This is a genomic window from Nonomuraea sp. NPDC048892 (assembly GCF_040649735.1).
GTDB lineage: Bacteria > Actinomycetota > Actinomycetes > Streptosporangiales > Streptosporangiaceae > Nonomuraea > Nonomuraea maheshkhaliensis.
On sequence record NZ_JBEZFZ010000017.1, the window covers coordinates 110878 to 133182 of the forward strand.

At 72.3% G+C, this 22305-nt stretch carries 19 protein-coding genes; 14 read left to right on the forward strand and 5 right to left on the reverse strand.

What is annotated here, in order from left to right; translation table 11 throughout:
- The first annotated feature begins 74 nt into the window (after nucleotides 1-74).
- Both AB0C28_RS39455 and AB0C28_RS39460 read left to right on the forward strand, forming a co-directional pair.
- Nucleotides 75-752, forward strand: a complete 678-nt coding sequence (locus AB0C28_RS39455; RefSeq protein WP_358080461.1) for an ABC transporter ATP-binding protein — start codon at nucleotides 75-77, stop codon at nucleotides 750-752.
- A gap of 115 nt (nucleotides 753-867) precedes the next feature.
- Entirely contained in the window at nucleotides 868-2808 is a 1941-nt protein-coding gene (locus tag AB0C28_RS39460; protein WP_358080462.1) for an FtsX-like permease family protein, read from the forward strand.
- Between the two features lie 39 nt (nucleotides 2809-2847).
- Here AB0C28_RS39460 and AB0C28_RS39465 read toward each other — a convergent pair whose 3' ends face one another.
- The gene (locus tag AB0C28_RS39465) at nucleotides 2848-3849 is read right to left on the reverse strand and encodes an LLM class F420-dependent oxidoreductase (RefSeq protein WP_358080464.1); all 1002 of its coding nucleotides are present in this window, start codon (nucleotides 3847-3849) and stop codon (nucleotides 2848-2850) included.
- An 82-nt stretch (nucleotides 3850-3931) separates the two neighbouring features.
- Between AB0C28_RS39465 and AB0C28_RS39470 the strand changes: the two genes are divergently transcribed.
- A complete protein-coding gene (locus AB0C28_RS39470) occupies nucleotides 3932-5362 on the forward strand; it encodes a sulfatase (protein ID WP_357855868.1) in 1431 nt (476 codons plus the stop codon).
- A 42-nt stretch (nucleotides 5363-5404) separates the two neighbouring features.
- Here AB0C28_RS39470 and AB0C28_RS39475 read toward each other — a convergent pair whose 3' ends face one another.
- A complete protein-coding gene (locus AB0C28_RS39475) occupies nucleotides 5405-6103 on the reverse strand; it encodes an FCD domain-containing protein (RefSeq protein WP_346105716.1) in 699 nt (232 codons plus the stop codon).
- A 97-nt stretch (nucleotides 6104-6200) separates the two neighbouring features.
- On the opposite strand from AB0C28_RS39475, the gene AB0C28_RS39480 reads away from it, so the two are divergent.
- The 3 genes from AB0C28_RS39480 to AB0C28_RS39490 are packed head-to-tail and all read left to right on the forward strand — an operon-like array spanning nucleotide 6201 to nucleotide 8864.
- A complete protein-coding gene (locus AB0C28_RS39480; RefSeq protein ID WP_357855874.1) occupies nucleotides 6201-6932 on the forward strand; it encodes a (Fe-S)-binding protein in 732 nt (243 codons plus the stop codon).
- Complete coding sequence (locus AB0C28_RS39485; protein ID WP_358080466.1) at nucleotides 6929-8320, forward strand: lactate utilization protein B; 1392 nt, start codon at nucleotides 6929-6931, stop codon at nucleotides 8318-8320. Before AB0C28_RS39480 ends, AB0C28_RS39485 begins: the two co-directional genes overlap by 4 nt.
- Nucleotides 8307-8864, forward strand: a complete 558-nt coding sequence (locus tag AB0C28_RS39490; protein WP_346105710.1) for an LUD domain-containing protein — start codon at nucleotides 8307-8309, stop codon at nucleotides 8862-8864. Before AB0C28_RS39485 ends, AB0C28_RS39490 begins: the two co-directional genes overlap by 14 nt.
- 62 nt (nucleotides 8865-8926) lie before the next feature.
- Here AB0C28_RS39490 and AB0C28_RS39495 read toward each other — a convergent pair whose 3' ends face one another.
- A complete protein-coding gene (locus AB0C28_RS39495) occupies nucleotides 8927-9937 on the reverse strand; it encodes a Vms1/Ankzf1 family peptidyl-tRNA hydrolase (RefSeq protein ID WP_357855881.1) in 1011 nt (336 codons plus the stop codon).
- Nucleotides 9938-10139: 202 nt separating this feature from the next.
- Here AB0C28_RS39495 and AB0C28_RS39500 point away from each other — a divergent pair, with 202 nt between their 5' ends.
- The 6 genes from AB0C28_RS39500 (at nucleotide 10140) to cobA (ending at nucleotide 16933) form a co-directional block, all read left to right on the forward strand.
- Entirely contained in the window at nucleotides 10140-11219 is a 1080-nt protein-coding gene (locus tag AB0C28_RS39500; RefSeq protein ID WP_357855884.1) for a GNAT family N-acetyltransferase, read from the forward strand.
- Nucleotides 11220-11365: 146 nt separating this feature from the next.
- The gene (cbiE, locus tag AB0C28_RS39505) at nucleotides 11366-12541 is read left to right on the forward strand and encodes a precorrin-6y C5,15-methyltransferase (decarboxylating) subunit CbiE (protein ID WP_357855887.1); all 1176 of its coding nucleotides are present in this window, start codon (nucleotides 11366-11368) and stop codon (nucleotides 12539-12541) included.
- Nucleotides 12542-12611: 70 nt separating this feature from the next.
- Nucleotides 12612-13457: a sirohydrochlorin chelatase gene (locus AB0C28_RS39510; RefSeq protein WP_357855890.1), complete on the forward strand. Its 846-nt coding sequence runs from the start codon at nucleotides 12612-12614 to the stop codon at nucleotides 13455-13457.
- A gap of 56 nt (nucleotides 13458-13513) precedes the next feature.
- A complete protein-coding gene (gene cobT / locus AB0C28_RS39515) occupies nucleotides 13514-14584 on the forward strand; it encodes a nicotinate-nucleotide--dimethylbenzimidazole phosphoribosyltransferase (RefSeq protein ID WP_357855894.1) in 1071 nt (356 codons plus the stop codon).
- Nucleotides 14585-14608: 24 nt separating this feature from the next.
- Nucleotides 14609-15622 (forward strand): agmatinase, encoded by a 1014-nt coding sequence (speB, locus tag AB0C28_RS39520; RefSeq protein ID WP_357855897.1) that lies wholly within the window; start codon nucleotides 14609-14611, stop codon nucleotides 15620-15622.
- A gap of 78 nt (nucleotides 15623-15700) precedes the next feature.
- Nucleotides 15701-16933, forward strand: a complete 1233-nt coding sequence (gene cobA, locus AB0C28_RS39525; RefSeq protein WP_357855900.1) for a uroporphyrinogen-III C-methyltransferase — start codon at nucleotides 15701-15703, stop codon at nucleotides 16931-16933.
- A 29-nt stretch (nucleotides 16934-16962) separates the two neighbouring features.
- On the opposite strand, the gene AB0C28_RS39530 is transcribed toward cobA, so the two are convergent.
- Both AB0C28_RS39530 and AB0C28_RS39535 read right to left on the reverse strand, forming a co-directional pair.
- Nucleotides 16963-17088 carry a hypothetical protein gene (locus tag AB0C28_RS39530; RefSeq protein ID WP_358080468.1) on the reverse strand — a complete coding sequence of 42 codons (126 nt, stop codon included), beginning with the start codon at nucleotides 17086-17088 and terminating at the stop codon, nucleotides 16963-16965.
- Nucleotides 17089-17787: 699 nt separating this feature from the next.
- Nucleotides 17788-18453, reverse strand: a complete 666-nt coding sequence (locus tag AB0C28_RS39535) for a hypothetical protein (protein WP_358080469.1) — start codon at nucleotides 18451-18453, stop codon at nucleotides 17788-17790.
- A gap of 51 nt (nucleotides 18454-18504) precedes the next feature.
- Here AB0C28_RS39535 and AB0C28_RS39540 point away from each other — a divergent pair, with 51 nt between their 5' ends.
- Both AB0C28_RS39540 and AB0C28_RS39545 read left to right on the forward strand, forming a co-directional pair.
- Nucleotides 18505-20514 (forward strand): dynamin family protein, encoded by a 2010-nt coding sequence (locus AB0C28_RS39540; protein ID WP_358080470.1) that lies wholly within the window; start codon nucleotides 18505-18507, stop codon nucleotides 20512-20514.
- Nucleotides 20515-20519: 5 nt separating this feature from the next.
- Nucleotides 20520-22133, forward strand: a complete 1614-nt coding sequence (locus tag AB0C28_RS39545) for a YfjP family GTPase (RefSeq protein WP_357855910.1) — start codon at nucleotides 20520-20522, stop codon at nucleotides 22131-22133.
- The last annotated feature ends 172 nt before the right edge of the window (nucleotides 22134-22305 follow it).

Consider the following 22305-nt stretch of genomic DNA (forward strand, 5'->3'; position numbering starts at 1 on the left):
CGGTCGTTCGGCTGAGGCGGAAATGGACGCACGGCCGATCCGGCGCACCCCCGCCCCCGGCCACGCTGGACGTCATGAACGACGTGCTTGTTGGACGGGCCCTGGCCAAACGGTTCGGGCAGACGGTCGCCCTCGGTGGCGTGGACATCGCGGTACGGGCCGGCGAAGCGGTGGCGATCATGGGGCCGAGCGGTTCCGGCAAGTCGACCCTGCTGCACTGCCTGGCCGGCATCATGAAGCCGGACGGCGGTGAGGTGCACCTGCTCGGCCAGCGCATCGACGCGCTCGGCGAGCGGCGGCGCAGCGCGCTGCGCCGCACCCGCTTCGGCTTCGTCTTCCAGTTCGGCCAGCTCCTGCCCGAGCTGCCCGCCGAGGAGAACGTGGCGCTCCCGCTCATGCTGGGCGGCGTGCCGAGGACCCAGGCGGTACGGCAGGCGCGCGAGTGGTTCGGGCCCCTCGGCCTGCACTCCATGGAGACGCGGCGGCCCGGCGAGCTGTCCGGCGGTCAGGCGCAGCGGGTGGCCATCGCCAGGGCGCTGGTGAGCAAGCCGGCCGTGGTGTTCGCCGACGAGCCCACGGGGGCGCTCGACCAGCAGACGGGGCAGGAGACGATGCGGCTGTTGGTGGAGGCGACCAAGCACAACGGCGCGTGCCTGATCGTCGTCACCCACGACCCGAACGTGGCCGCCTGGTGCGACCGCACGGTCGAGGTCCGCGACGGCCGGCTCCTGACGAGCGGGGCGATGGCGTGAACCCCGTCCTGATCTCGAATGCGCGCATGAACCTTGACCTGACCTGGCACCCGCAGGCGAACGCGCGCACGAACCTTGCCCCGACCTGGCCGCTGCTCACGGGCGGGGTGCGCCCGTGAACCTCGACCTGACCTGGCGGCTGCTCAAGGGCGGCGGGCGCAGGGGGCTGCTGGGCGCCTGGCTGACGCTGGGCGCCGTCGCCGTGGCCACGGCGCTGCTGCTGTTCGCGGCGGCCGCGAACTCCGCATTCCAGGCCAGGGCCGAGCGCGGCGCCTGGCGCAACCCGGTCCCGGCCACGTCCGGCGCCGTGGCGATCGAGGCGTCGCGCTTCGACTTCGTCCGCGACCGGACCGTCACCGTCGTCGACCTGGCCGCGCTGGACGGCAGGACCCCGGCCCCGCCGCCCGGTATGCCGCGCTTCCCCGCGCCCGGCGAGGTGTGGCTGTCGCCCGCCCTGGCCGAGCTGGCCAGGGAACTGCCCGCCGACCAGCTCGCCGCCCGCTACCCCGCGCTCAAGGGGGTGCTCGGCGACGCGGCCCTCGTCCATCCGGACGAGCTCGTCGCCGTCGTCGGCCGGCAGGCGGACTCGCCCGAGATGACCGCCGCCCGCTCCGACGACTGGCTGCTCGGCAAGCCGCCGGTCAAGGTCGCGAGCCTGGCGGGAACGCCGAGCGAGGACGCGGAGGCGTACCGGATGCTCTCGCTCGTCGCCAGCGTGCTGATGGCGGTGCCGCTGCTCGTCTTCGGGGGCGCGGCGGCCCGGCTCACGGTGGCCAGGCGCGATCAGCGGCTGGCGGCTCTGCGGCTGATCGGGGCGACGCCGGGCCAGGTCGTGGGCATGACCGTGACCGAGGCGGTGATCGTCGCGCTGGCCGGTGCGCTCGTGGGCGCCGCTGTCTTCGCCCTGGCCGTGCCGCTGCTGGCCGGGATCGAGATGCAGGGCGGGCGGTGGTTCGCCGCCGACCTGTTCCCCGGACCGCTGGTGCTGGCCGGGGTGCTGGTCGCGGTGCCGCTGCTGGTCGGGCTGTCGGCGGTGGCCGGTCTGCGGCGGGTCGTGGTGAGCCCGCTCGGCGTGGCCAAGCGCGAGACGCCGCCCGCCATGCGGTTCGTACGGGTGCTCGCCCTGCTGGCGGTGCTGGCCGTGTTCCCGATGCTGACCAGGGGCACCAGCGTCTCGATCATCGCGGTGGCGCTGGCTCTCGCGTTCCTCTGCGTCAACCTGGTGGGCCCGTGGGTGGTCGGCCTGATCGGCCGGATCACGGCGGCGACGGCGCGCGGCCCGGCCCGGCTGCTCGCGGGCCGCCGGCTGGTGGACGACCCGCGCTCGGCCTGGCGGACGGTGAGCGGGGTGGCGCTGACCGGGTTCGTGGCGGGCTTCCTCGGCCTGCTCAGCCCGGCGACGTTCGACCAGGACTCCGGAGGACCGCCCCAGCTGCGGATCACCGCGCCCGCCGGGCAGGCGGAGCAGGTGGTGCGGCAGGCCCGCGAGCGGCTGCGCGAGGCGGGGGTGACGGCCGAGGTGAAGCCGGTGAAGAACGTCGTGGTCGCGGCCCTGGGTAGCGCGGCGGGTGGGGCGGACGTGGACAGGGCCCGTACGGCGCTGGCCGGGCTCGTGCCGGGACGCACGCCCACCACGGAGGCCGACGACGAGCGCTTCGGCGTCGAGATCCTCGCCGACGTGCGGGTGGGCACGATCGTGGTGCTGTCGGTGTCGTTCCTGGTGGCCATCGCCAGCTCGGGGATCACCGCCATGTCGTCGGTGCTGGACCGGCGGCAGACGTACGGGCTGCTGCGCCTGGCGGGCACGCCGCTGTCGGTGCTGGACCGGGCCCGCCGGTCCGAGACGCTCATTCCGCTGGCGGTGATGGGCGGGGGAGCGATCCTGGTGGGGGCGTTCTGCGCGCTGCCGTTCATGATCGGCGGGGTCAACGCGGCCGGGGCGATCACGCTGGCGGGATGCGTCGTCGTGGGCTTCGCCGGCGTGATCGGGGCGGGCGCCCTGAGCCGCCCGCTGCTCCGCTCGGTCACCGCCGACCCGGCCCCGCGCCCGGACTGACATCCACCGGGCGGGCGCCCAGGCAGAGGCCAGAGGGCCTCAGCCGAGGACGAGGTCGCGGACGAGCTTCAGCGAGGGCTCGTCGCGCGGCCCCATCACGAGCAGGCTCGTCACCGGGCTGCGGTGCCACAGCTCCAGGCGTTCCTTGATCCGGCCGGGCGGGCCGACGAGCGAGATGCCGTCGGCCAGCTCGTCCGGGATCGCCCGGAACGCCTCGTCCTTGCGCCCCGCCAGGTAGAGCGACTGGATGTGCTCCGCGGCCTCGGCGTAGCCCATCCGGCCGATGATGTCGGCGTGGAAGTTGCGCTGCTTGGCGCCCATGCCGCCGATGTAGAGCGTGAGCATCATCTTCACGCCGTCGAGCGCCGCCTTGACGTCGTCGGAGATGATCACCATCACCATGGCCGCCACGTCGAAGCCGGGCCGGGCGCCCGACAGCGCCTCGCCGTACATCTGCTCGATCTTCTCAGGGAACGCGAACAGCGGCAGCCAGCCCTGCCCGAGTTCGACGGCCAGCGCGACGTTCTTCGGCCCCTCCGCCCCGAGATAGACGGGGATGTCGGGGCGGAGCGGATGAGTGATGGACTTGAGCGGTTTGCCCAGCCCGCCCGGCAGCGGCAGCGGGTAGTGGGGCCCGTCGGACGTGACCGGCTCCTCGCGCCGCCAGACCTTGCGCATGATCTCGATGTACTCGCGCGTCCTGGCCAGCGGGCGGGCGAACGGCTGGCCGTACCAGCCCTCCACGACCTGCGGGCCCGAGGCGCCCACCCCCAGCAGCAGCCGGCCGCCGGTGAGAGCGTCGAGCGTCATCGCGGTCATCGCGGTCGTGACCGGCGGCCTGGCCGACAGCTGGGCGATCGAGGTGCCCAGCTTGATGCGGGTCGTCCGCGCGCCGTACCAGGCCAGCGGCGTGAACACGTCGCTGCCGTACGCCTCCGCCGTCCACACCGAGTCGTAGCCGAGCCGCTCGGCGGCGAGCACCGATTCTGTCGCGTCGTCGGCGTTGCGCTGCCAGTAGCCGAGGTTCAGGCCGAGCTTCATAAGACACCTCCGGAATTAAGTTCTATTACGGCGGTGGGCGGTCTGCGTGTCAATGGCGGAAGATCCTGGGTAGTCACACTCTGTGCTCAAGGGTTTGTGCCGTCTCGTCGCCTGCCTGCTGCTTCTGCTGCCGGCGGCGGGGCCGACGATGGCCGAGGGTGGCTCCCGGCCGAACATCGTCCTGATCCTGGCCGACGACCTGGAGAACGGCACGCTGCCGTACTTTCCGAACATCACCCAGCACCTGGTCAGGCAGGGCACCTCGTTCGACCGCTTCTTCGTCACCAACTCCTGGTGCTGCCCGTCCAGGGCCTCGATCCTGCGCTCCCAGCACGTCCACAGCCACGGCGTCCTGACCAACACGGCGCCGGAAGGCGGCTTCGCCCGCTTCCACGAGCAGAACCTGGAACGTTCCACGATCGGCACCTGGATGCAGGAGGCCGGCTACCGCACGGCGCTCATGGGCAAGTTCCTCAACCACTATCCGGGCAACTCGGCTCCTGAGGCGTACGTGCCGCCAGGCTGGGACGAGTGGGACGTACCGGTGCGCCAGCTCTACCAGGAGTACGGCTACCGGCTCAACGAGAACGGCGGCCTGTTCGACTACGGCTGGTCGGAGCAGGACTACCTGGCCGACGTGCTGGCCGGTAAGGCGCGCGACTTCATCGCCGGGTCCGACGAGCCGTTCTTCCTCTATCTCGCGCCCATCGGCCCGCACAACCCGGCCAACCCCGCCTACCGGCACGCCGACGCGTTCCCGCTGGCCATGGCGCCGCGCACGCCCTCGTTCAACCAGCCCGACGTCTCCGCCGAACCGCTCTGGCTGCGCGAGCGGCCGCCGTTCACGCCGGAGACCGTGGCCGAGATCGACGAGCGATATCGCACCAGGCTGCGCTCCATGCTCGGCGTCGACGACCTCGTCGGCACGGTGGTCCAGGCGCTCCAGGACACCGGCAAGCTCGACAACACCTACATCTTCTTCACCTCCGACAACGGCTTCCATCTCGGCACGCACCGGCTCAAGCAGGGCAAGACCACGCCGTTCGAGGAGGCCATCCACATCCCCCTCGTCGTCAGGGGTCCCGGCGTGCCGGTAGCGTCGGCGGTCACGCAGATGGGGGCCACGATCGACCTGGCGCCGACGTTCGCCGAGCTCGGCGGGGCCACGGTGCCGCCGTTCGCGGAGGGGCGCTCGCTCGTGCCGATGCTGCGCGGCCGGTCGCTGGGAGAGTGGCGCAAGCACGTGCTGGTCGAGTTCAACCGGCCGCTCAACCGGTCGTCGGCGGCCCAGACGCCGGTGCCGGCCTATCGGGCGTTGCGCACTGATCAGTACACCTATGTCCGGTACGAGACCGGGGAGCTGCAGCTCTACGACCTGCACGCCGATCCCTACCAGTTGCACAACCTGGCGGCGAGCGCCGATCCGGCGCTCATGGCCCGGCTGGACGCGCTCCTGCACGGGATGGTGCGGTGCGCGGGGGCCGGCTGCCGCGAGGCCGACCGGCAGCAGTGACGGCCCGGGGCCGGTTGTGACTCTCCAGAGCTCCGGGCCGGCTCAGGTGAACAGCGAGGGGTACGCGTGCGCCAGATGCTCCGAGACGGCCGCGACGGCTTCGTCCGCCTCGCCGCGTTCGAGGGCCTCCAGGATGCGGACGTGGTCGGCGCGCAGGATCGACGTGTCCCCGAGGCGTCGTACCGCCTCGACCGAGTACTTCCGCATCGAGTCGCGCAGCGACCGCATGATGGCGGCGATGAGCCGGTTGCCCGAGGCATCAGCGATGGCGCAGTGGAAGGCCGTGTCGTGCTCGACGAACTCCTCGGCCGAGCCCGCCGCATCCATCCCGGCCAGGGCGGCGGCGAGCGCGGAGGTGTCGGCGCGGGCGGTGGCCGCCTGGGCCGCCGCCCACTGCTCGATCATGTGCCGGGTTCCGATGACCTCGCGCATCTCCAGGCTTGCCAGGCCCAGGTGCAGCCGGAGCAGGTCGGTCAGCGCCGAGTCCGGCCGTGAGGTGAGCACGGCGCCGGCGTCGGGGCCCCGGCCCACCTGGGAGGAGACCACGCCGAGGGTCTCCAGCACGCGCATGGCCTCGCGTACCGACGATCGGCTCACGCCGAGCTGCTCGGCGAGCTGGCGTTCGGCGGGCAGCCGGTCGCCCACGGTGAGGCCGTCCTCGGTGATGCGCCGCTCGATCTGAGCGAGTACGTCCTCGAACGTCCGCGTTCGCTTGACGGGACGCCAGCCGGTGCCGTCCAACGAAGCCTCCTGGTGCCGGGATGGATGCTGGCCGGATTCGTGATGGTTCGATATGGTCTGACCATACTGTGGTCAGACCATTAGCGGAAGGAGAGCCGTGCGCGTTGCCCTGTTCATCACGTGCGTGAACGACACGCTCTTCCCCGGCACCGGCAAGGCCGTCGTGTCGCTCCTGCGCAGGCTCGGCTGTGAGGTCGACTTCCCCGCCGCGCAGACGTGCTGCGGGCAGATGCACGTCAACACCGGTTACCGGGAGGACGGCGTACGGCTGGCTCGCCACTTCACCGAGGTGTTCGCCGGTTACGACGCCGTCGTCGCGCCCTCGGGGTCGTGCGCGGCCATGGTGCGCGAGCAGTACCCGAAGCTGGCCAAACCGGGCAGCAGGGGAGCGGCGGCCATCGCCGAGGTCGCGCCGAAGGTGTACGAACTGTCCGAGTTCCTGATCGACGTCCTGAAGGTCGAGGACGTCGGCGCATATTTCCCGCACCGGGTGACATATCACCCGACGTGCCACTCGCTCCGCGGCCTGCACCTGGGCGACCGGCCCGCCCGGCTGCTGCGCAACGTCCGCGGCCTGGAGTTGGTGCCGCTGCCCGGCTCGGAGGAGTGCTGCGGCTTCGGCGGCACGTTCGCGGTGAAGAACCCCGCCGTCTCGGCCGCGATGGGCGCCGACAAGGTCCGCCACATCCAGGACACCGGCGCCGAGGTGCTCTGCGCGGCCGACAACTCGTGCCTGATGCACATCGGCGGCACCCTGCGCCGCCAGAAGACCGGCGTCAGGACCATGCACCTGGCCGAAATCCTCGCATCGACGGAGGAGGGCCCATGAGCGCCACCTTTCTCGGCATGCCCGGGAGTTTCCCGGAGAACTCCCGCAAGGCCGTCCAGGACTCCCAGCTCCGCTTCAACCTCCGCAAGGCGACGCACACGATCCGCGGCAAGCGCGCGGGCGTCGTCGCCGAGCTGCCCGACTGGCAGGAGCTCAGGGCCGCCGGCAAGGCGATCAAGGATCACACCCTGCGCCACCTCGACCGCTACCTCGTGCAGCTTGAAACGGCCGTGACCGGGGCGGGCGGCACCGTCCACTGGGCCAGGGACGCCGCCGAGGCCAACCGCATCGTGACCGGCCTGGTCAAGGCCACCGGCGAGCGCGAGGTGGTCAAGGTCAAGTCGATGGCCACCCAGGAGATCCAGCTCAACGAGGCGCTGGCCGAGCACGGCATCACCGCGTACGAGACCGACCTGGCGGAGCTGATCGTCCAGCTCGGCGACGACTTCCCCAGCCACATCCTGGTCCCGGCGATCCACCGCAACCGGTCGGAGATCCGCGAGATCTTCCTCGACAAGATGCCGGATGTCTCGCCCGACCTCACCGACGACCCGCCCGCGCTAACCGAGGCGGCCCGGCTGCACCTGCGCGAACGTTTCCTCAAGGCCAAGGTCGCGATCTCCGGCGCGAACTTCATGGTGGCCGAGACCGGCACGCTGGTGGTGCTGGAGTCGGAGGGCAACGGCCGGATGTGCCTGACCCTGCCCGAGACCCTCATCAGCGTCGTCGGGATCGAGAAGCTGCTGCCCTCCTGGCGGGATCTGGAGGTGTTCCTCCAGCTCCTGCCCAGAAGCTCCACGGGTGAGCGGATGAATCCGTACACGAGCATGTGGACGGGCGCGGTCGAGGGCCAGGACTTCCACCTCGTGCTGCTCGACAACGGCCGCACCGACGTGCTCGCCGACGAGGTGGGCCGCCAGGCGCTGCGCTGCATCCGCTGCTCGGCCTGCCTGAACGTCTGCCCGGTCTACGAGCGCGCGGGCGGCCACGCGTACGGCTCGGTCTATCCAGGGCCGATCGGCGCGATCCTCACCCCGCAGCTCAGGGGCATGTCCTCCGAACTCGACGCCTCGCTGCCGTTCGCCTCCAGCCTCTGCGGGGCCTGCTACGAGGCGTGCCCGGTGGCCATCGACATCCCGGAGGTGCTGGTCGACCTGCGGGCCAAGGCGCCGCACGCGGCGGCGGAGCAGGCGGGCATGAAGGTGGCCGGCTGGATCCTGAGCGACCACGAGCGGCTGGCCAAGGCCCAGCGGGCGGCCGGACGGCTGCGCAAGCTGGTGCCGAAGCGGTTGCCCGGCCCGCTGTCGGCCTGGACCGACACCCGGGATCTGCCCGACATTCCCGAAGAACCGTTCAGAGACTGGTGGGAGCGGAATGAGCGCGCGTGAGGAGATCCTCGCCCGGATCGGCCGGGCCGTCGCCGGCGGCGCGGAGGTGGAGATCCCCCGCCACTACCGGACGGAACGGCAGGTGGAGGACCTCGTCGGGCTGTTCGCCGAGCGGGTCGACGACTACCGGGCGATCGTCCACGTGGTGCCGGCGGCGGACGTGCCCGCCAAGCTCGACGAATGCCTGGGCGAGCGCCGCATGATCGTCCCGGACGGCTTCGACCGGCCGGGCGGCTGGAGCGACCTCAAGACCGCCGACGGCGTGGTGACGAACTGCGCCGTGGCCATCGCCGAGACCGGCACCATCGTGCTCGACCACGGGCCGGGCCAGGGCACGCGGGCGCAGACGCTGGTCCCCGACTACCACCTGTGCGTGGTGCGGGCCGACCAGATCGTGGCCGGCGTCCCCGAGGCCGTCGCCCGGCTCGACCCGGCCCGTCCGCTCACCTGGATCAGTGGTCCCTCGGCCACGAGTGACATCGAGCTCAACCGGGTCGAGGGCGTGCACGGCCCCCGTACCCTGGAAGTGATCATCAGCACGTGATCACCGGATCTGAGAGCGGTCGTCAGCGCGTGATCGCCGGCGCCCGGCCCTGAGCGCGGTCGTCAGTACCTGAGCACCGCGGCGACGTCGTCGACCGCGTCGCTGAACCACAGCTCCGCGTCCGTCATCGCCGCGGCCCTGGCCAGTGCGGAGTCCGAGCGCTCCTGGATCGGCTCGGCCACGCCCCACCGGTGCAGCTCCTCCCGGTCGGTGCACAGCTGCGTGCCGCCCTCGCCGATCCAGACCGGCTTCGGCATCTCGCCGGGCACCAGCAGGGCGTGCACCCGGCCCTCGCGCAGGGCCTTCGAGACCCGGGCCATGCCGGTGGGCCCCGAGGACTCCTGGTGCCGTTCCAGCAGCTCGGCGCGCCGCTGGTCGAGCCAGTCGTCCAGGGCCCGCTCCACGTCCTCCTCGAACCTGCCGTGGTTCTCACGGCTGCCGTGCTCGACCATGGTCACCCGGTCGGCGGCCTTGGTGCCGAGGTGGCGCATTAGGTAGGAGCGCGACTTCGGCTCGCCGGCGATCAGCACCAGCTCCGCGCCGATGCGGCGTACCTGCTCGTCGATCTCGTGGGCCACGGCGACCGCGTTCTTCTCCCAGGTCTCGTCCACGGCCTGCTCGTAGCGCTTCTGCGACCAGCCTCCCTGCGCGGTCTTCTGCAGCGGCCAGGAGGCGGCCTGCACGGTGGTCGTCCGCGGTGACCCGCCCGCGAACACGGTCACCTCGGCCCCCGCGTGGTCCACGATGACCCGGATGTGCGGCACGTTCTCGCCGCGCAGCATCAGCATGGGCGTGACGTGCGGCAGCGGCGTCCACATGGTCATCTCGTCGGGCTGGCGGTCGAGCGACTCGGCCAGCACGACGTCACCGTCCGTGGCGAACAGCGCCCGCCCGGCGGCGGGCCGCAGGGCCTCCTCCTCCAGCGCGTCCAGGGTCGTCTCGGTGAGCCGGCCGAGCCGGTCACGCGCGCCGCGCCAGTGGGCCCGGCGTTCGGGGCCGGTGAAGGCACCGAGGTAGACCGACGCGTACGGTCCTGGCCGCTCGTACAGGCGCCTGATGAAGTCAAGCCGCACCCGTCACCACCTCCGCCTCTCCACACCGATGCCGAGCGCCTTGGCGTGATCGGCCATGCCCTCGGTCTCGTGCTTCTGCTGCTCGTCCAGACGGGGGCCGTGCTTGTCGCTCCCACGTCGCATGGTTCTCTCACTCCTCTCCCAAGCGCCCCCTTACCCCCGCTTTCGTGGGCAAACATCGCGACTGTGTACCCTGCCCAGCGTGTTCGATCCCGACGTGAGCATCGCCACCGCACGGCTGACGCTCCGCCCCTTCGGCCCCGGGGACGCCGCGCGGATCAGGTCCGTCGTGCAGTCCGGCGTCCGTTTCCTCCCGCCGGGCGCGCCCACCAGGACCTCCGGCATCGCGCGCTGGCTCACGCACGGCGTGCACGAGCTGCGCCGCTCAGGACAGGGCGTCCACCTGGCCATGGCCGACGCCGACGGGGTCGTCGTAGGGGCCATCAGCCTGTTCAAGACCTCGTGGGAGGCCGGAACGACCGAGGTCGGGTACGGCGTGCACCCCCTCTACCGCCGCCGCGGCTTGGCCACCGAGGCCGTACGCGGGCTGACGGGCTGGGTGTTCGACACCACGCGGCTGCGCAGGATCGACCTGACGGCCAACCTGGACAACCCGGCCTCGCTCAGCGTTGCGCTCAAATCGGGCTTCACCTGGGAGGGCGTGCTGCGCTCGGCCGTGCTCGACGAGGACGGGACGCACGACCTGGTCATGTTCGGCCTCCTGCGCGAGGACGGCCGCCTGCCCGCCGACGCCCTGCCCAGGACCGAGTTGCACACAGCGCGCCTGCTGCTGCGCCATCCGTCCCCCGGCGACGTCCGCGACCTGGCCGCCACCGGCGCCGACGCGCTCACCCAGGCCATGACGGGCGTGCCGCGCGGCTACAGCGAGGAGCACGCGCTGGCCTACGTCGAAGGCTCGGAGCGGACCAGGATCAGGGGCGCCGGCATCACCTGGACGGCGGAGGAGCTGGAGACGGGCCGCTTCGCCGTCAACGTGTCCCTGCGCGACGTCGACTGGAGCAGCCGCACGGCCGAGGTCGGCTACATGACCGCCCCCTGGGCCAGGGGCAAGGGGTACGCGGGTGAGTCCGTGCTGGCCATCGCCCGCTGGCTGTTCGAGCGGCAGGGCTTCAGCCGGCTCCAGTTGCGCGCCTCGCCCGGCAACACCGCGTCGCAGCGGGTCGCGGAGAAGGCCGGCTTCGTCCGGGAGGGCGTCGCCCGCGCTTCGCTCGGCGGTGAGGACCTGGTCGTCTACAGCCTCATCCCGTCCGACCTGGCCTGAGGAGACCCGGCGCCGGCCTGAGGAGACCCGTCCCTGGCCTGCGGCAAGTCGGCCCGCCTGGCCCGGGGGCACGCCGGACTGACCTTGTCACCCTTTGTGAAACACCTCCGCACCCGTCACCCTTGAGGTGAGGACGGTGAGGCGCAATGATCACGGTGGTCGGCTGGGACGGGTCCGAGCTCTCGGCCAGGGCGGTGGGCAAACTGCAGGAGGCCGGGCTCGTGGTGGCGCCCGCGGCCGTGCTCGGAAGGCTCCAGCTCAACGCGAAGACCGCGGTGGACGGGTCGCTGCTCGAAGCCATCGACGACCATCTCGAACACGGCCAGGGCCCTGCGGTCGTGCTCGCGGAGGGCGATCCCGGCTTCTTCGGCGTCGTCCGCACCCTGCGCGAACACGGGCTCAAGCCGGACGTGTTACCGGCCGTCTCGCTCGTCGGCCGCGCCTTCGCCCGCGCCGGGCTCAACTGGGAGGACGCCCTGGTCGTCGCCCCTTCCGGCCCCGCCCAGCTCAACCGGGTGGTCAACGCCTGCCGCGCCCATCCCAAGGTCGCGCTGCTCGTCGCGCCCGGCGTCGGCCCCGGCGAGATCGCCAGGGAGCTGGCCCCCACGACGCCACGCGCGCTGATCGTCTGCGAGGACCTGGGCGGGCCCGACGAGCGGGTCACCCACAGCCGGATGGGCGAGGCCACCACCAGGCCGTGGAAGGACCCCGACGTGGTCCTCGTCATCGACCCGCTGCACCAGCCCAAGGAGCCGAGCTGGGTGGCGGGGGCGCGGCCTGGCCCGGCCGAGTGGGCGCTGCCGTACGAGGGCGGGCTGCCGCCGGAGGTGCGGGCGTACGTGCTGGCCAAGCTGGGCCCCCGGCTCGGGGACCTGGTGTGGGACGTGGGCGCGGGCACCGGCAGGATCGCCGTCGAGTGCGCACGGCTGGGCGCCGCCGTCGTGGCCGTCGAGCGAGACGAGGGCCGCTGCGCCGAACTGCGCGCCAACGTGCTCGAACACGGCGTCAAAGTGGCTCTGACCAGGGGACAGGCGCCGCCCGCGCTGGAGCCGCTGCCCGACCCCGACGCGGTCTTCGTGGGCGGCGGCGGCCTCGACGTGGTGATGGCCTGTGCCGCCAGGCGCCCCCGTGCGCTCGTGTGCGCGCTGAGCAAGGTCGAGCAGGTCGCGGCCGTGCTCGACCGGCTGCGCGAGCAGGGCTACCATGGCGAGGGCACCCAGATCATGGCCTCGAAACTGACCCTCGACCCCGACGGCTCACACCGCCTGACCGCCTCCGACCCCGTCTTCGTGGTCCACGCGACGCCCGCACACACAGGGTGACCTGTTCCGTACCGGTGCGCATCGGTTATCCTCGCGTGACTTTGTCTACCGCACCGGAGAATCCCTCACAATGAAGCCGCCGCTCCTGCTGATCGGGCAGGGCTCACAGGATGACGCCTACGCCGCGGAGTTCGGCAGGTTCGTCCACCGCCTCCGCTGCCGCCTCGACCAGACGGGCGCCGACGTGTCAGGGGGTTACCTGGAGCGGGCCACTCCCCGGCTGAGCGACTCGGTGGCCTCCCTCGTCGCCAGGGGCCACCACCGGCTGGTCGCGCTGCCGCTGAGCCTCAGCAGGGTGAGCGAGGAGTTCCCGGCCGCGATGGCGCTGGAGCAGCAGCGCCACCCCACCCTCATGTACGACTACGGCCGCCCCCTCGGCCCCGACCCCCGCGTGCTGTCGCTGCTGGCCGAGCGGCTCAACGAGGCCGCCGCCGAGCTCTCCAAGCCGCGCGCACTCGAACTGGTCGGCGCCAGGCCGAGGCTCCGCTCCGTGGACGCGCCGCCGTCCGACGACTTCCACGCGCACGTCGAGCCGGGCGAGACCGCCGTCGTCCTGGTCGGCGAGGGCTCCACGGACGCGACCGCGAACGCCGAGGTGCACCGCGTCTCGCGGCTGTTCTGGGAGACGTACGCCTACGACTACATGACGGTCGAGACCGCCTTCGTGTCGGTCACCCCGCCCGGAGTGCCCGGCGGGCTCGAACGCTGCCGGCGGCTCGGGGCCAAGCGGGTGATCGTGGTGCCGTACCTGCTGTTCGCGGGCGGCATGCTGGAGCGCGTGTGGGCGCAGGCGCTCGCGTACGGGGCGGGGCATCCCGACCTCGACATCCGCTGCGCCGAGGTGATCGGCGACTGCGAGATCCTGGCCGACGTCGTGATCGACCGCTACGAGGAAGCCCTCCAGCTCGTCCCCTAGACCTTCCAGCTCGTCCCCTAGATCCTCCAGCTCGTCCCCTAGACCGGAGGTTTGCCGTGCTCGCCGAGACGCTCGCCGCGATCCGTCCCGCAGACCCGCGGGCGCTCGCCGAGGCCCGAGCCCATCAGGACCGCCTCACCAAGCCGCGCGGCTCGCTCGGCGTGCTGGAGGACGTCGCCGTCCGGCTCGCGGGCGCCGCGGGGGTCAGCCCGCCGCCCATGCCCGAGCCGGCGGCGCTGGCCATCTTCGCCGCCGACCACGGCGTGCACGCGCGCGGCGTCACACCGTGGCCGCAGGAGGTCACCGTGCAGATGGTGGGCAACTTCCTGGCCGGCGGCGCGGTCGCCAACGCCTTCGCCGCGCAGGCGGGCGCGACGGTGACCGTCGTGGACGTCGGCGTCGCCGCCGACCTGCCCGACGCGCCGCAGCTGATCAGGCACAAGATCGCGTACGGCACCGCGGACCTGTCGCGGGGCCCCGCCATGACCGTCGACCAGGCCGTCAGAGCGCTGGAGGCCGGCATCCTCGTCGGCGAGGAGCTCATCGCCGCGGGCGCGCGCTGCCTGATCACCGGCGACATGGGCATCGCCAACACCACCGCGTCGGCGGCGCTGATCTCCGCCTTCACCGGCATGGACCCGGCGGAGGTGACCGGCAGGGGCACAGGGATCGACGACGAGACGTACGAGCGCAAGGTCGGCCTCGTCCGCTCGGCCCTGCGCGTGAACGCGGTGTCGGACGTCTCCTCCTCGCCCAGCGAGGCGCTGCGGGCCCTGGCCGCCGTCGGCGGGTTCGAGCACGCGGCCATCGCCGGGCTCATCCTGTGCGGCGCCGCGGAGCGCGTGCCGGTGATCCTCGACGGCGTCATCGCCGGCGCCGCCGCCCTCGTGGCCGCCGCGCTCGACCCCGCGGCGATCGACCACTGCGTGGCGGGCCACCGCTCGGCCGAGCCCGGCCACACCGCCGCGCTCGCCCACCTCGGGCTGCGCCCGCTGGTGGAGCTGGAGCTGCGGCTCGGCGAGGGCACCGGCGGTCTGCTCGCGCATCCGATGGTCTGCGCCGCGGTACGCGTCATGCACGACGTGGCCACGTTCGACTCCGCGGGGGTGACCGAGAAACCCGTGTGATGATGGGGGCGGGAGGTGCAGGCCATGGCGCGTTACGGACCCATGTACGGGCCCGACATCACGTTCCTCGGCGTCGGCCGGTGCGACGTGGGCGATCCGGCGACCTACGCCGACGCGGACGTGGTGATCATCGGAGCTCCGTTCGACGGCGGCACCTCCAACAGGCCCGGCGCCAGGTTCGGGCCGATGGCACTGCGCCAGGCCTGCTACCTGCCCCACGACGGCTCCAGGCCCAGCCTGGCCCTGCGCGTGGACGCCCTGCGGGACCTGAGAGTGCTGGACGCCGGCGACGTCGAGTGCTACTCCGGCGACGTCGAGGGCTCGCTGGCGGCCATCGAGGAGACGGTGCACCGGGTGGCCGCGTCGGGCGCGATCCCGCTGGTGCTCGGCGGCGACCACACCGTGGCGCTGCCGGACGCGCGGGGCACCGCCCGGGCCCACGCGCCCGGGCGCACCTCGATGATCCACTTCGACGCCCACGCCGACACCGGCGACATCTCCTTCGGCCACCTGTACGGCCACGGCCAGCCCATGCGGCGGCTGATCGAGTCGGGGGCGATCCGCGGCGACCGGTTCCTGCAGCTCGGGCTGCGCGGCTACTGGCCCGAGCCGGAGACGCTCGGCTGGATGGCCGCCCAGAACATGCGCTCCTACGAGATGACCGAGATCGTGGCCCGCGGGCTCGACGAGTGCCTGACGGAGTCGTTCGGCATCGCGCTCGACGAGTGTGACCAGGTCTTCCTCTCGGTCGACATCGACGTGTGCGACCCCGGCCACGCCCCCGGCACTGGCACGCCCGAGCCGGGCGGGCTGACGGCCAGGCAGCTCCTCGACGCCGTCCGCAGGATCTGTTACGAGCTGCCCGTAGCGGGGATGGAGGTGGTCGAGGTGGCGCCGCCGTACGATCATGCCGACATCACCGCCTACCTCGGGAACCGGGTTATCCTTGAGGCCTTGTCAGCGATGGCCAGACGCCGTAAGGACGATGAGGGCGGGCCTCGCTGGGATCCCCGGCAGCCTCTTCTCGACGGTCGTTGACCGGTCGCAGCAAATGACACATGCGAAGCCGGTAGGTTTACCACTCAACACAACGTTCGCGAACGGGAGATTCCCCCCATGGGCCCCTACCTCCTCGGCCTGCGGCTTTCCGGCCGCCGGGTGCTCGTCGTGGGCGGCGGCCGCGTCGCCCAGCGACGGGTTCCCGCGCTGCTAGAGGCCGGTGCGGAGGTCACCGTCGTGTCGCCGTCGGTCACGCCGGCGCTCGACGACCTGATCGCCGCCGGCAGGGTCACCTGGCACGCCCGGCCCTACGAGGTCGGCGACTGCGACGGAGCCTGGCTCGTCCAGGCCTGCACCGACGACAGATCCGTCAACACCGCGGTCGCCGCCGAGGCGGAGGCCAAGCGCGTCTGGTGCGTGCGCGCCGACGACAAAGACGCCTCCGCCGCCTGGACCCCGGCCAGCGGCCGGGTCGACGAGATCAGCGTGGCCGTCACCGCGGGCGGCGACCCGCGCCGGGCCGCGGGCATCCGCGACGCGGTCGTCGGGGCGCTGCGCGACGGCACCGTCGACGCCCGGCGCAACCGCACCAAGCCGGTCGGCGTGGCCCTCGTCGGCGGCGGCCCTGGCGACCCCGGCCTCATCACGGTGCGCGGGCGCCAGCTCCTCGCCCAGGCCGACGTGGTCGTCGCCGACCGCCTCGCGCCCCGGGGGCTGCTCGACGAGCTCGCCCCCGACGTGGAGCTGATCGACGCCGCCAAGGTGCCCTACGGCCGCTCGCTGTCCCAGGAGACGATCAACGAGCTCATGGTGGACCGCGCCAGACAGGGCAAGTTCGTGGTCCGGCTCAAGGGCGGCGACCCGTTCGTGTTCGGGCGCGGCGGCGAGGAGATGATCGCCTGCGCCCACGCCGGCATCCCCGTCCTTGTCGTCCCCGGCATCACCAGCGCCGTCGCGGTGCCCGCCGCGGCAGGGGTGCCGGTGACCCATCGCGGGGTGAGTCAGGAATTTCATGTCATCTCCGTGCACGTGGCTCCCGACGACCCCAAATCCACCGTTGACTGGCCTGGCCTGGCGCGTTCCCAGGGCACCCTGGTGCTGCTGATGGCTGTCGAGCGGCTGGCGAAGGTGGCCGAGGCGCTCCTTCGCGACGGACGTGCTCCGGACACTCCCGCAATGGTGGTGCAGGACGGTACCCTTCCGACCCAGCGGGCGGTTATCGCTTCCCTTGCCACCGTGGCCGACCGCGTGTCCGCGGCTGGGATACGGCCGCCGGCGATCGTCATCGTCGGCGATGTCGTGAGGGTCGGCCAGGAGGTCGCAATGGTTCGAGCGGAGCGCTTGCCGTGAACACGGCCAGGGATGACGGACGGCACGAGTCAGCCGGAGAGCAGACGTTGAGCTTCCGCGCGCTGACCGACGAGGCCCTTGACCAGGGCCTTGACCACAGCCATGAGCAGGGCCATGAGCAGGGCCATGAGCAGGGCCGGGGCGACGACGCCCACAACGGCGCCGACACCCGCGACACCCCGGACCGCGCTGGCGGCCCCGGCCGAGCGGACCGTTCCGCGCCGGGCGGCGGCGACGGGCCACGCGGCTCCGGCCGGAGGGCCGATGCCGCAGCGGGCGGCGATGCGGCGCGCGGCGGCTCCGCTTCGGGCGGAGGTGCTGGGGCGCGCGGCGGTTCCGGTCGGCCGGATCGTTCCGTTCCGGCCGGTGACGATTCGGATGGCGGCTCCGGCGTCGCAAATCGCCCCGTTTCGGGCGGCGGGTCCGGTGTCGCAGGCCGTCCCGTTTCGGGTGGCGGCTCCGGTGTGACTGGTCGTCCCGCTTCGGGTGGTGGGTCCGCTTCGGCCGGTGGCTTCGGCGGGAGCGAGCCCCGTGAAGGGTCTCGTGAGGGGTCCGGTACGGAACCGGGCGGGCGGTTGCCCGTTCGCAAGCCACGCAGGCCCTCCTTCCGCGAGCCGGCCGCCGAGCCCCCTGTGCGGGAGAGCGGGAGCGACAGCCGGGAGCCCGGCCAGTGGTTCCGCGACACGCCCGCTCCGACGCAGGTCCCTTCGCAGGCACCTCCCGAGGCGCCCAGCGGCAGGCCCTCCCTGTTCGAGAAGCCTGCCGCGCTACGACGCCCCACGACGCCCCAGGACCTTGAGGCCCTGCGACCGCCGGCCGGCTTCGACGACCCTGAGCCCCCCTCGGGGCGGCCCTCACTCTTCGTCAAGCCCGCCTCCCACGGCGGCCCTGGCGCCCAGCCCGCCCCTCCCGCCGAGCCCGTCCGGGAACAGGGCGAGAGCCTGTGGGTCAGAAAGCCCGCAGACACCGCCCGCCCCGCCGAGCCCTCGACCACGGGAGACCGCGGCATCGCCGGGTCGGACTCCGACGCGGAAACCGCCAGGCGGAAGGACACCGCCGGCCCTGCCGAGTTCCCGACCACGGGAGGCCGCGACACCGCCGCCGGGCTTGACGCCGACACGGAAGCCGCCGAGCTGGCTGATGCCGAGCCAGTCGCCACCGAGCCAGTCGCCACCGAGCCCGCTGATGCCGCGCAGGCCGGTGAACTCGTACCGGAAGCCGGCGAAGCTCGGGTAGAGGAGCCGGACGCTCAGCCATCCGCTGATGAGGCACTCACGGACGCGCGGCCGTCGGCTGATGACGCGCACGCGGACGCACAGACAGCGACGGGCGACGCGCTCGCGGCAGCGGAACCCGGCGACGTGCTCGCTGGTGAGGACGCTGAGACCGGTGACGCGCTCGCGGACGCCGACAAGGCACGTACCGACGCCGACGGAGCGCGTACCAAGGTAGGCAAGGCGCGTACCGACGCCGGAGATGAGCTCGCCGACGGCGGCGACGCACGTGTGGATGCCCTGCACGAGGCGTCTGAGGCTGACCCTGCGGATGCCCGTGGCGACTCCGCGAGCGCGTTGACTGCCGAGGACGCTGAGGGCGCTGTAGACACGGATTCCGGTGAAGTCGGCTCTGCGGAGGCCGAGAGCGGCGACGCGGCCGTGGAGGCGGCCGACGACCAGCCCGCGCCTCGCGACGCCGACCAGTCCGTGGCACCGTCCGACGATTCCGACCAGCTCTCGGCCACGTCCAGTGACGCCGACCAGCCCGCGTCCACGTCCGACGATTCCGACCAGCCCGCGTCCACGTCCGACGATTCCGACCAGCCCGCGTCCACGTCCGACGATTCCGACCAGCCCGCCACCACGTCCGGTGACTCGGGCCGGTCCACTCCCACCCCAGGCACCTCCGAAGCCCCTCTCCGCAAGGGGGAGCGGCTGGAGGACCTGCCCCCCGAGGCCGTCCAGGCGCTCACGACGGCGCTCGACGCGTTGCGCGCCAGCATCGCCGACCTGCGCTTCGGCCTCGATCTCCCCGGTTCCGCCGAAGCCAAGCGCACGCAGGCCGACCTCCTGGCCCAGCTCGACAACTACGTCCTGCCCCGGATCAGGACCCGCACCGCCCCGGCCCTCATCGTGATCGCCGGTTCGACCGGAGCAGGCAAGTCCACGCTGGTCAACAGCCTGGCCGAGAAGAACGTCTCGCGTACGGGCGTCCGGCGTCCCACCACCGGCACCCCGGTCCTGGCTTGTCACCCCGAGGACCACAAGTGGTTCGCGGAAGGCGAGCTGCTCGGCGCGCTCCAGCGCCTCGACAAGCCGACCCAGGAAGCCGCGATGGCCGGCCTGGTCATCGTCCCGACCGAGAAGCTGCCGCAGGGCGTCGCGCTGCTCGACACCCCCGACATCGACTCGGTGGTCGAGGAGCACCACGAGATCGCGCACCGCATGCTCGACGCCGCCGACCTGTGGATCTTCGTGACGACGGCGGCCCGCTACGCCGACGCCCCCGCCTGGAACCTGCTGCGGCTGGCCAAGGAGCGCGGCGCCCGCCTGGCGATCGTGCTGTCGCGGGTGCAGCAGAAGTCCGCCGACGTGGTGCTCAAGCACTTCGGGCGGATGCTGAGCGAATACGGGCTGGGCGACATCGACCGGTTCGTCATCCACGAGGCGGAGGTGGCCGACGGCAGGCTGCCCGACAACGAGATGACCGACCTGCGGCTCTGGCTCGCGGAGCTGTCCGTGGACGAGGATCGGCGGGCGCAGGCCGTACGCGACACGCTGAACGGCGTGCTCAACAGCTTCCGCACCCGCGTGCCCGCGCTGGCCCGGCACCTGGAGTCGCAGGTCGCGTTCCGGGCCGAGCTGCGCAGCGACGTGGAGGCGGCGTACCTGAGCGCCCTCAGCACGATCGACAAGGCCTCCAAGAACGGCTCGCTGCTGCACGGCGAGGTGCTGGCCCGCTGGCAGGACTTCGCCGGCTCCGGCGACCTCATGCGTTCGCTGCAGCTGCGCAGGCGCGGCCGGGCGGCCAAGCAGGCGCCCGAGCGGGTGCTGGCGTTCAAGGCGGCGGTCCGTACCGGGCTCGAATCGGTCATCGTCGCCGCCGCCAACCGGGCCTCCGAGGAGGTGGCGGCGCGCTGGCGGCACCGTTCCGAGCTGGGCGCCAAGCTCGGGGAGAACCTCGACCGGCCGTCCGACAATCTCGTCCGCCACACCGGCAGGGCCATCGCGTCCTGGCAGGACCACCTGGGCGAGCTCGTACGCACGGAGGGGGTGGCCAAACGGTCGGTGTCGAAGCTCGTCTCGTTCGATCCCGAGTCGCTCTCACTGATCTTCATGGTCGCCATGTTCAGCGGAAGCAACGGCGAAGGGGTGCCCCACCGGCTGGTCAACGCCCTGCTCGGCGCGGAGTCGCTGCGCGGCATCGGCGCCAAGGCGCTCAGTGACCTGCGGGCAAGGATCGGCATGTTGTTCGACGAGGAGGCCATGCGTTACGTGCAAGCGCTCGATTCCGCCGGCATTCCCGACGAATCCGTCGCCACCCGCCTCTATCAGGCTACGTACAACCTTGAGGTCGCGCGATGACCACCATGACCACGAGACCCGGGCTCGCACCGCGGTTGGCCGCGCTCACCAAGGTGGTGGAGCTGGGCCCGGGGCGGCTGGACAAGAAGCTGCTCGACGAGGCCGCCGGGCTGCTGAAGCGGGCCGGTGACCGGCTCAAGCTGTCGTCGGAACACACCGTCGTCGCTCTCGCGGGCGGCACGGGCAGCGGCAAGTCGTCGCTGTTCAACGCGCTGTCCGGGCTGGAGCTCTCGCCCACAGGCGTACGCCGGCCGACCACCGCCCGTACCCACGCCTGCGTGTGGGGGCTGGAGGGCGCGGGGCCGCTGCTCGACTGGCTGCAGATCCAGTGGCGGCACCGCTTCTCCCGGGCCAGCGCGCTCGACAAGGGCGACAGCCAGCTGCACGGGCTGATCCTGCTCGACCTGCCCGACCACGACTCGATCAGGGCACTCACCGACACGGAGGCCGACCGGCTCATCGGGCTGGCCGACCTGGTCGTGTGGGTGCTCGACCCGCAGAAGTACGCCGACGCCTCCACTCACCGGCGCTACGTGACGGAGCTGGCCGGGCACGACGCGGTGACCGTGTTCGCGCTCAACCAGGCCGACCGGCTCACCACCGAGGAGCTGGCCGAGCTGGTCATCGACCTCAACGACCTGCTGCGCAGGGAAGGCGTGGAGCATCCCAGCGTCGTACCCACCTCGGCGGTCACCGGTCGCGGCGTCGAGAGCCTCAGGAGCGTCATCGCCACCGCGGTCAGCCGCCGGCGCGCGGCCATCCAGAAGCTCGAGGCCGACCTGCACCGGCTGGAGCAGAAGCTCAGCGAGGCCATGCCGATGGGCGAGGCGCTGTCCGCGCCGTCCACGGTCGACGAGGCCCGCAGGATGGGGCTGACCGACGCGCTGTGTGACGCGGTGGGCGTTCCGGCCGTGGGCGAGGCCATGGAGAACGTGTACGCGGAGCGGTCCGACCAGTGGGTCGGGTGGCCGTACCCGAGGTGGATCGGGAAGTTCCGTACCGACCCGCTGAAGAGCCTGCGGCTGGACGACGTCGGCCAGGAGATCCGCGGCATCACGACCACCTCGGTGAGCGCCCAGTCGGCCGAGGTCGCCAACGCGGTGCAGGCGCTGGCCGACGGGCTGTCCATGGGCATGCACCCGGTGTGGCGCACGGCGGTGCACCAGGCGGCCCGGTCCCGTTCGAGCCAGTTGCCGCAGGCCCTGACGGAGGACCTCACGGAGGTGGCGCCGCAGCTGGACCGCGTACCGGGATGGTGGCGGGCGCTGAAGGTGTGGCAGTACTTCCTGGTCCTGGCGTTCGTGGCCGGGCTGGCCTGGCTGGTGGTGGGCCTGCTCATGCCCGGCCAGCTCCCGCCCGCCTTCGAACTGCTGGGCGAGAGCGCGACGCTGCCGTGGGTGGGGTTGATGATGGCCTCCGTACTGGGGCTCGGGGCACTGTCGGGCATCGCGTCCCGCAACTTCGTGGAGCTCGGGGCGTCCAGGGAGAGGGAGCGGCTCGAACGGGAGATGAGGCGCAGGGTCGCGGCGGTGTCGACGACCATGGTGGTGGAGCCGGTGGAGCGGGAGCTGGGCCGCCATCACGCGTTTTACACGGCTATGCGGGACTTGTCCGTCTGACCCTTCCCGAGAGAACCCAAGCCTGAGCCGACTGCGCTTCGCAGAACGCTCAGGCCCCGAACGGCCTTACCTCGAACGACCTTGCGCCACAACGGCCTTTCACCAGGCCAGAACGGCCCTGCCCCAGAACGCCTCTTCCCGGGGCGGCTCCGGGACGACGTGGCGCGAGTCG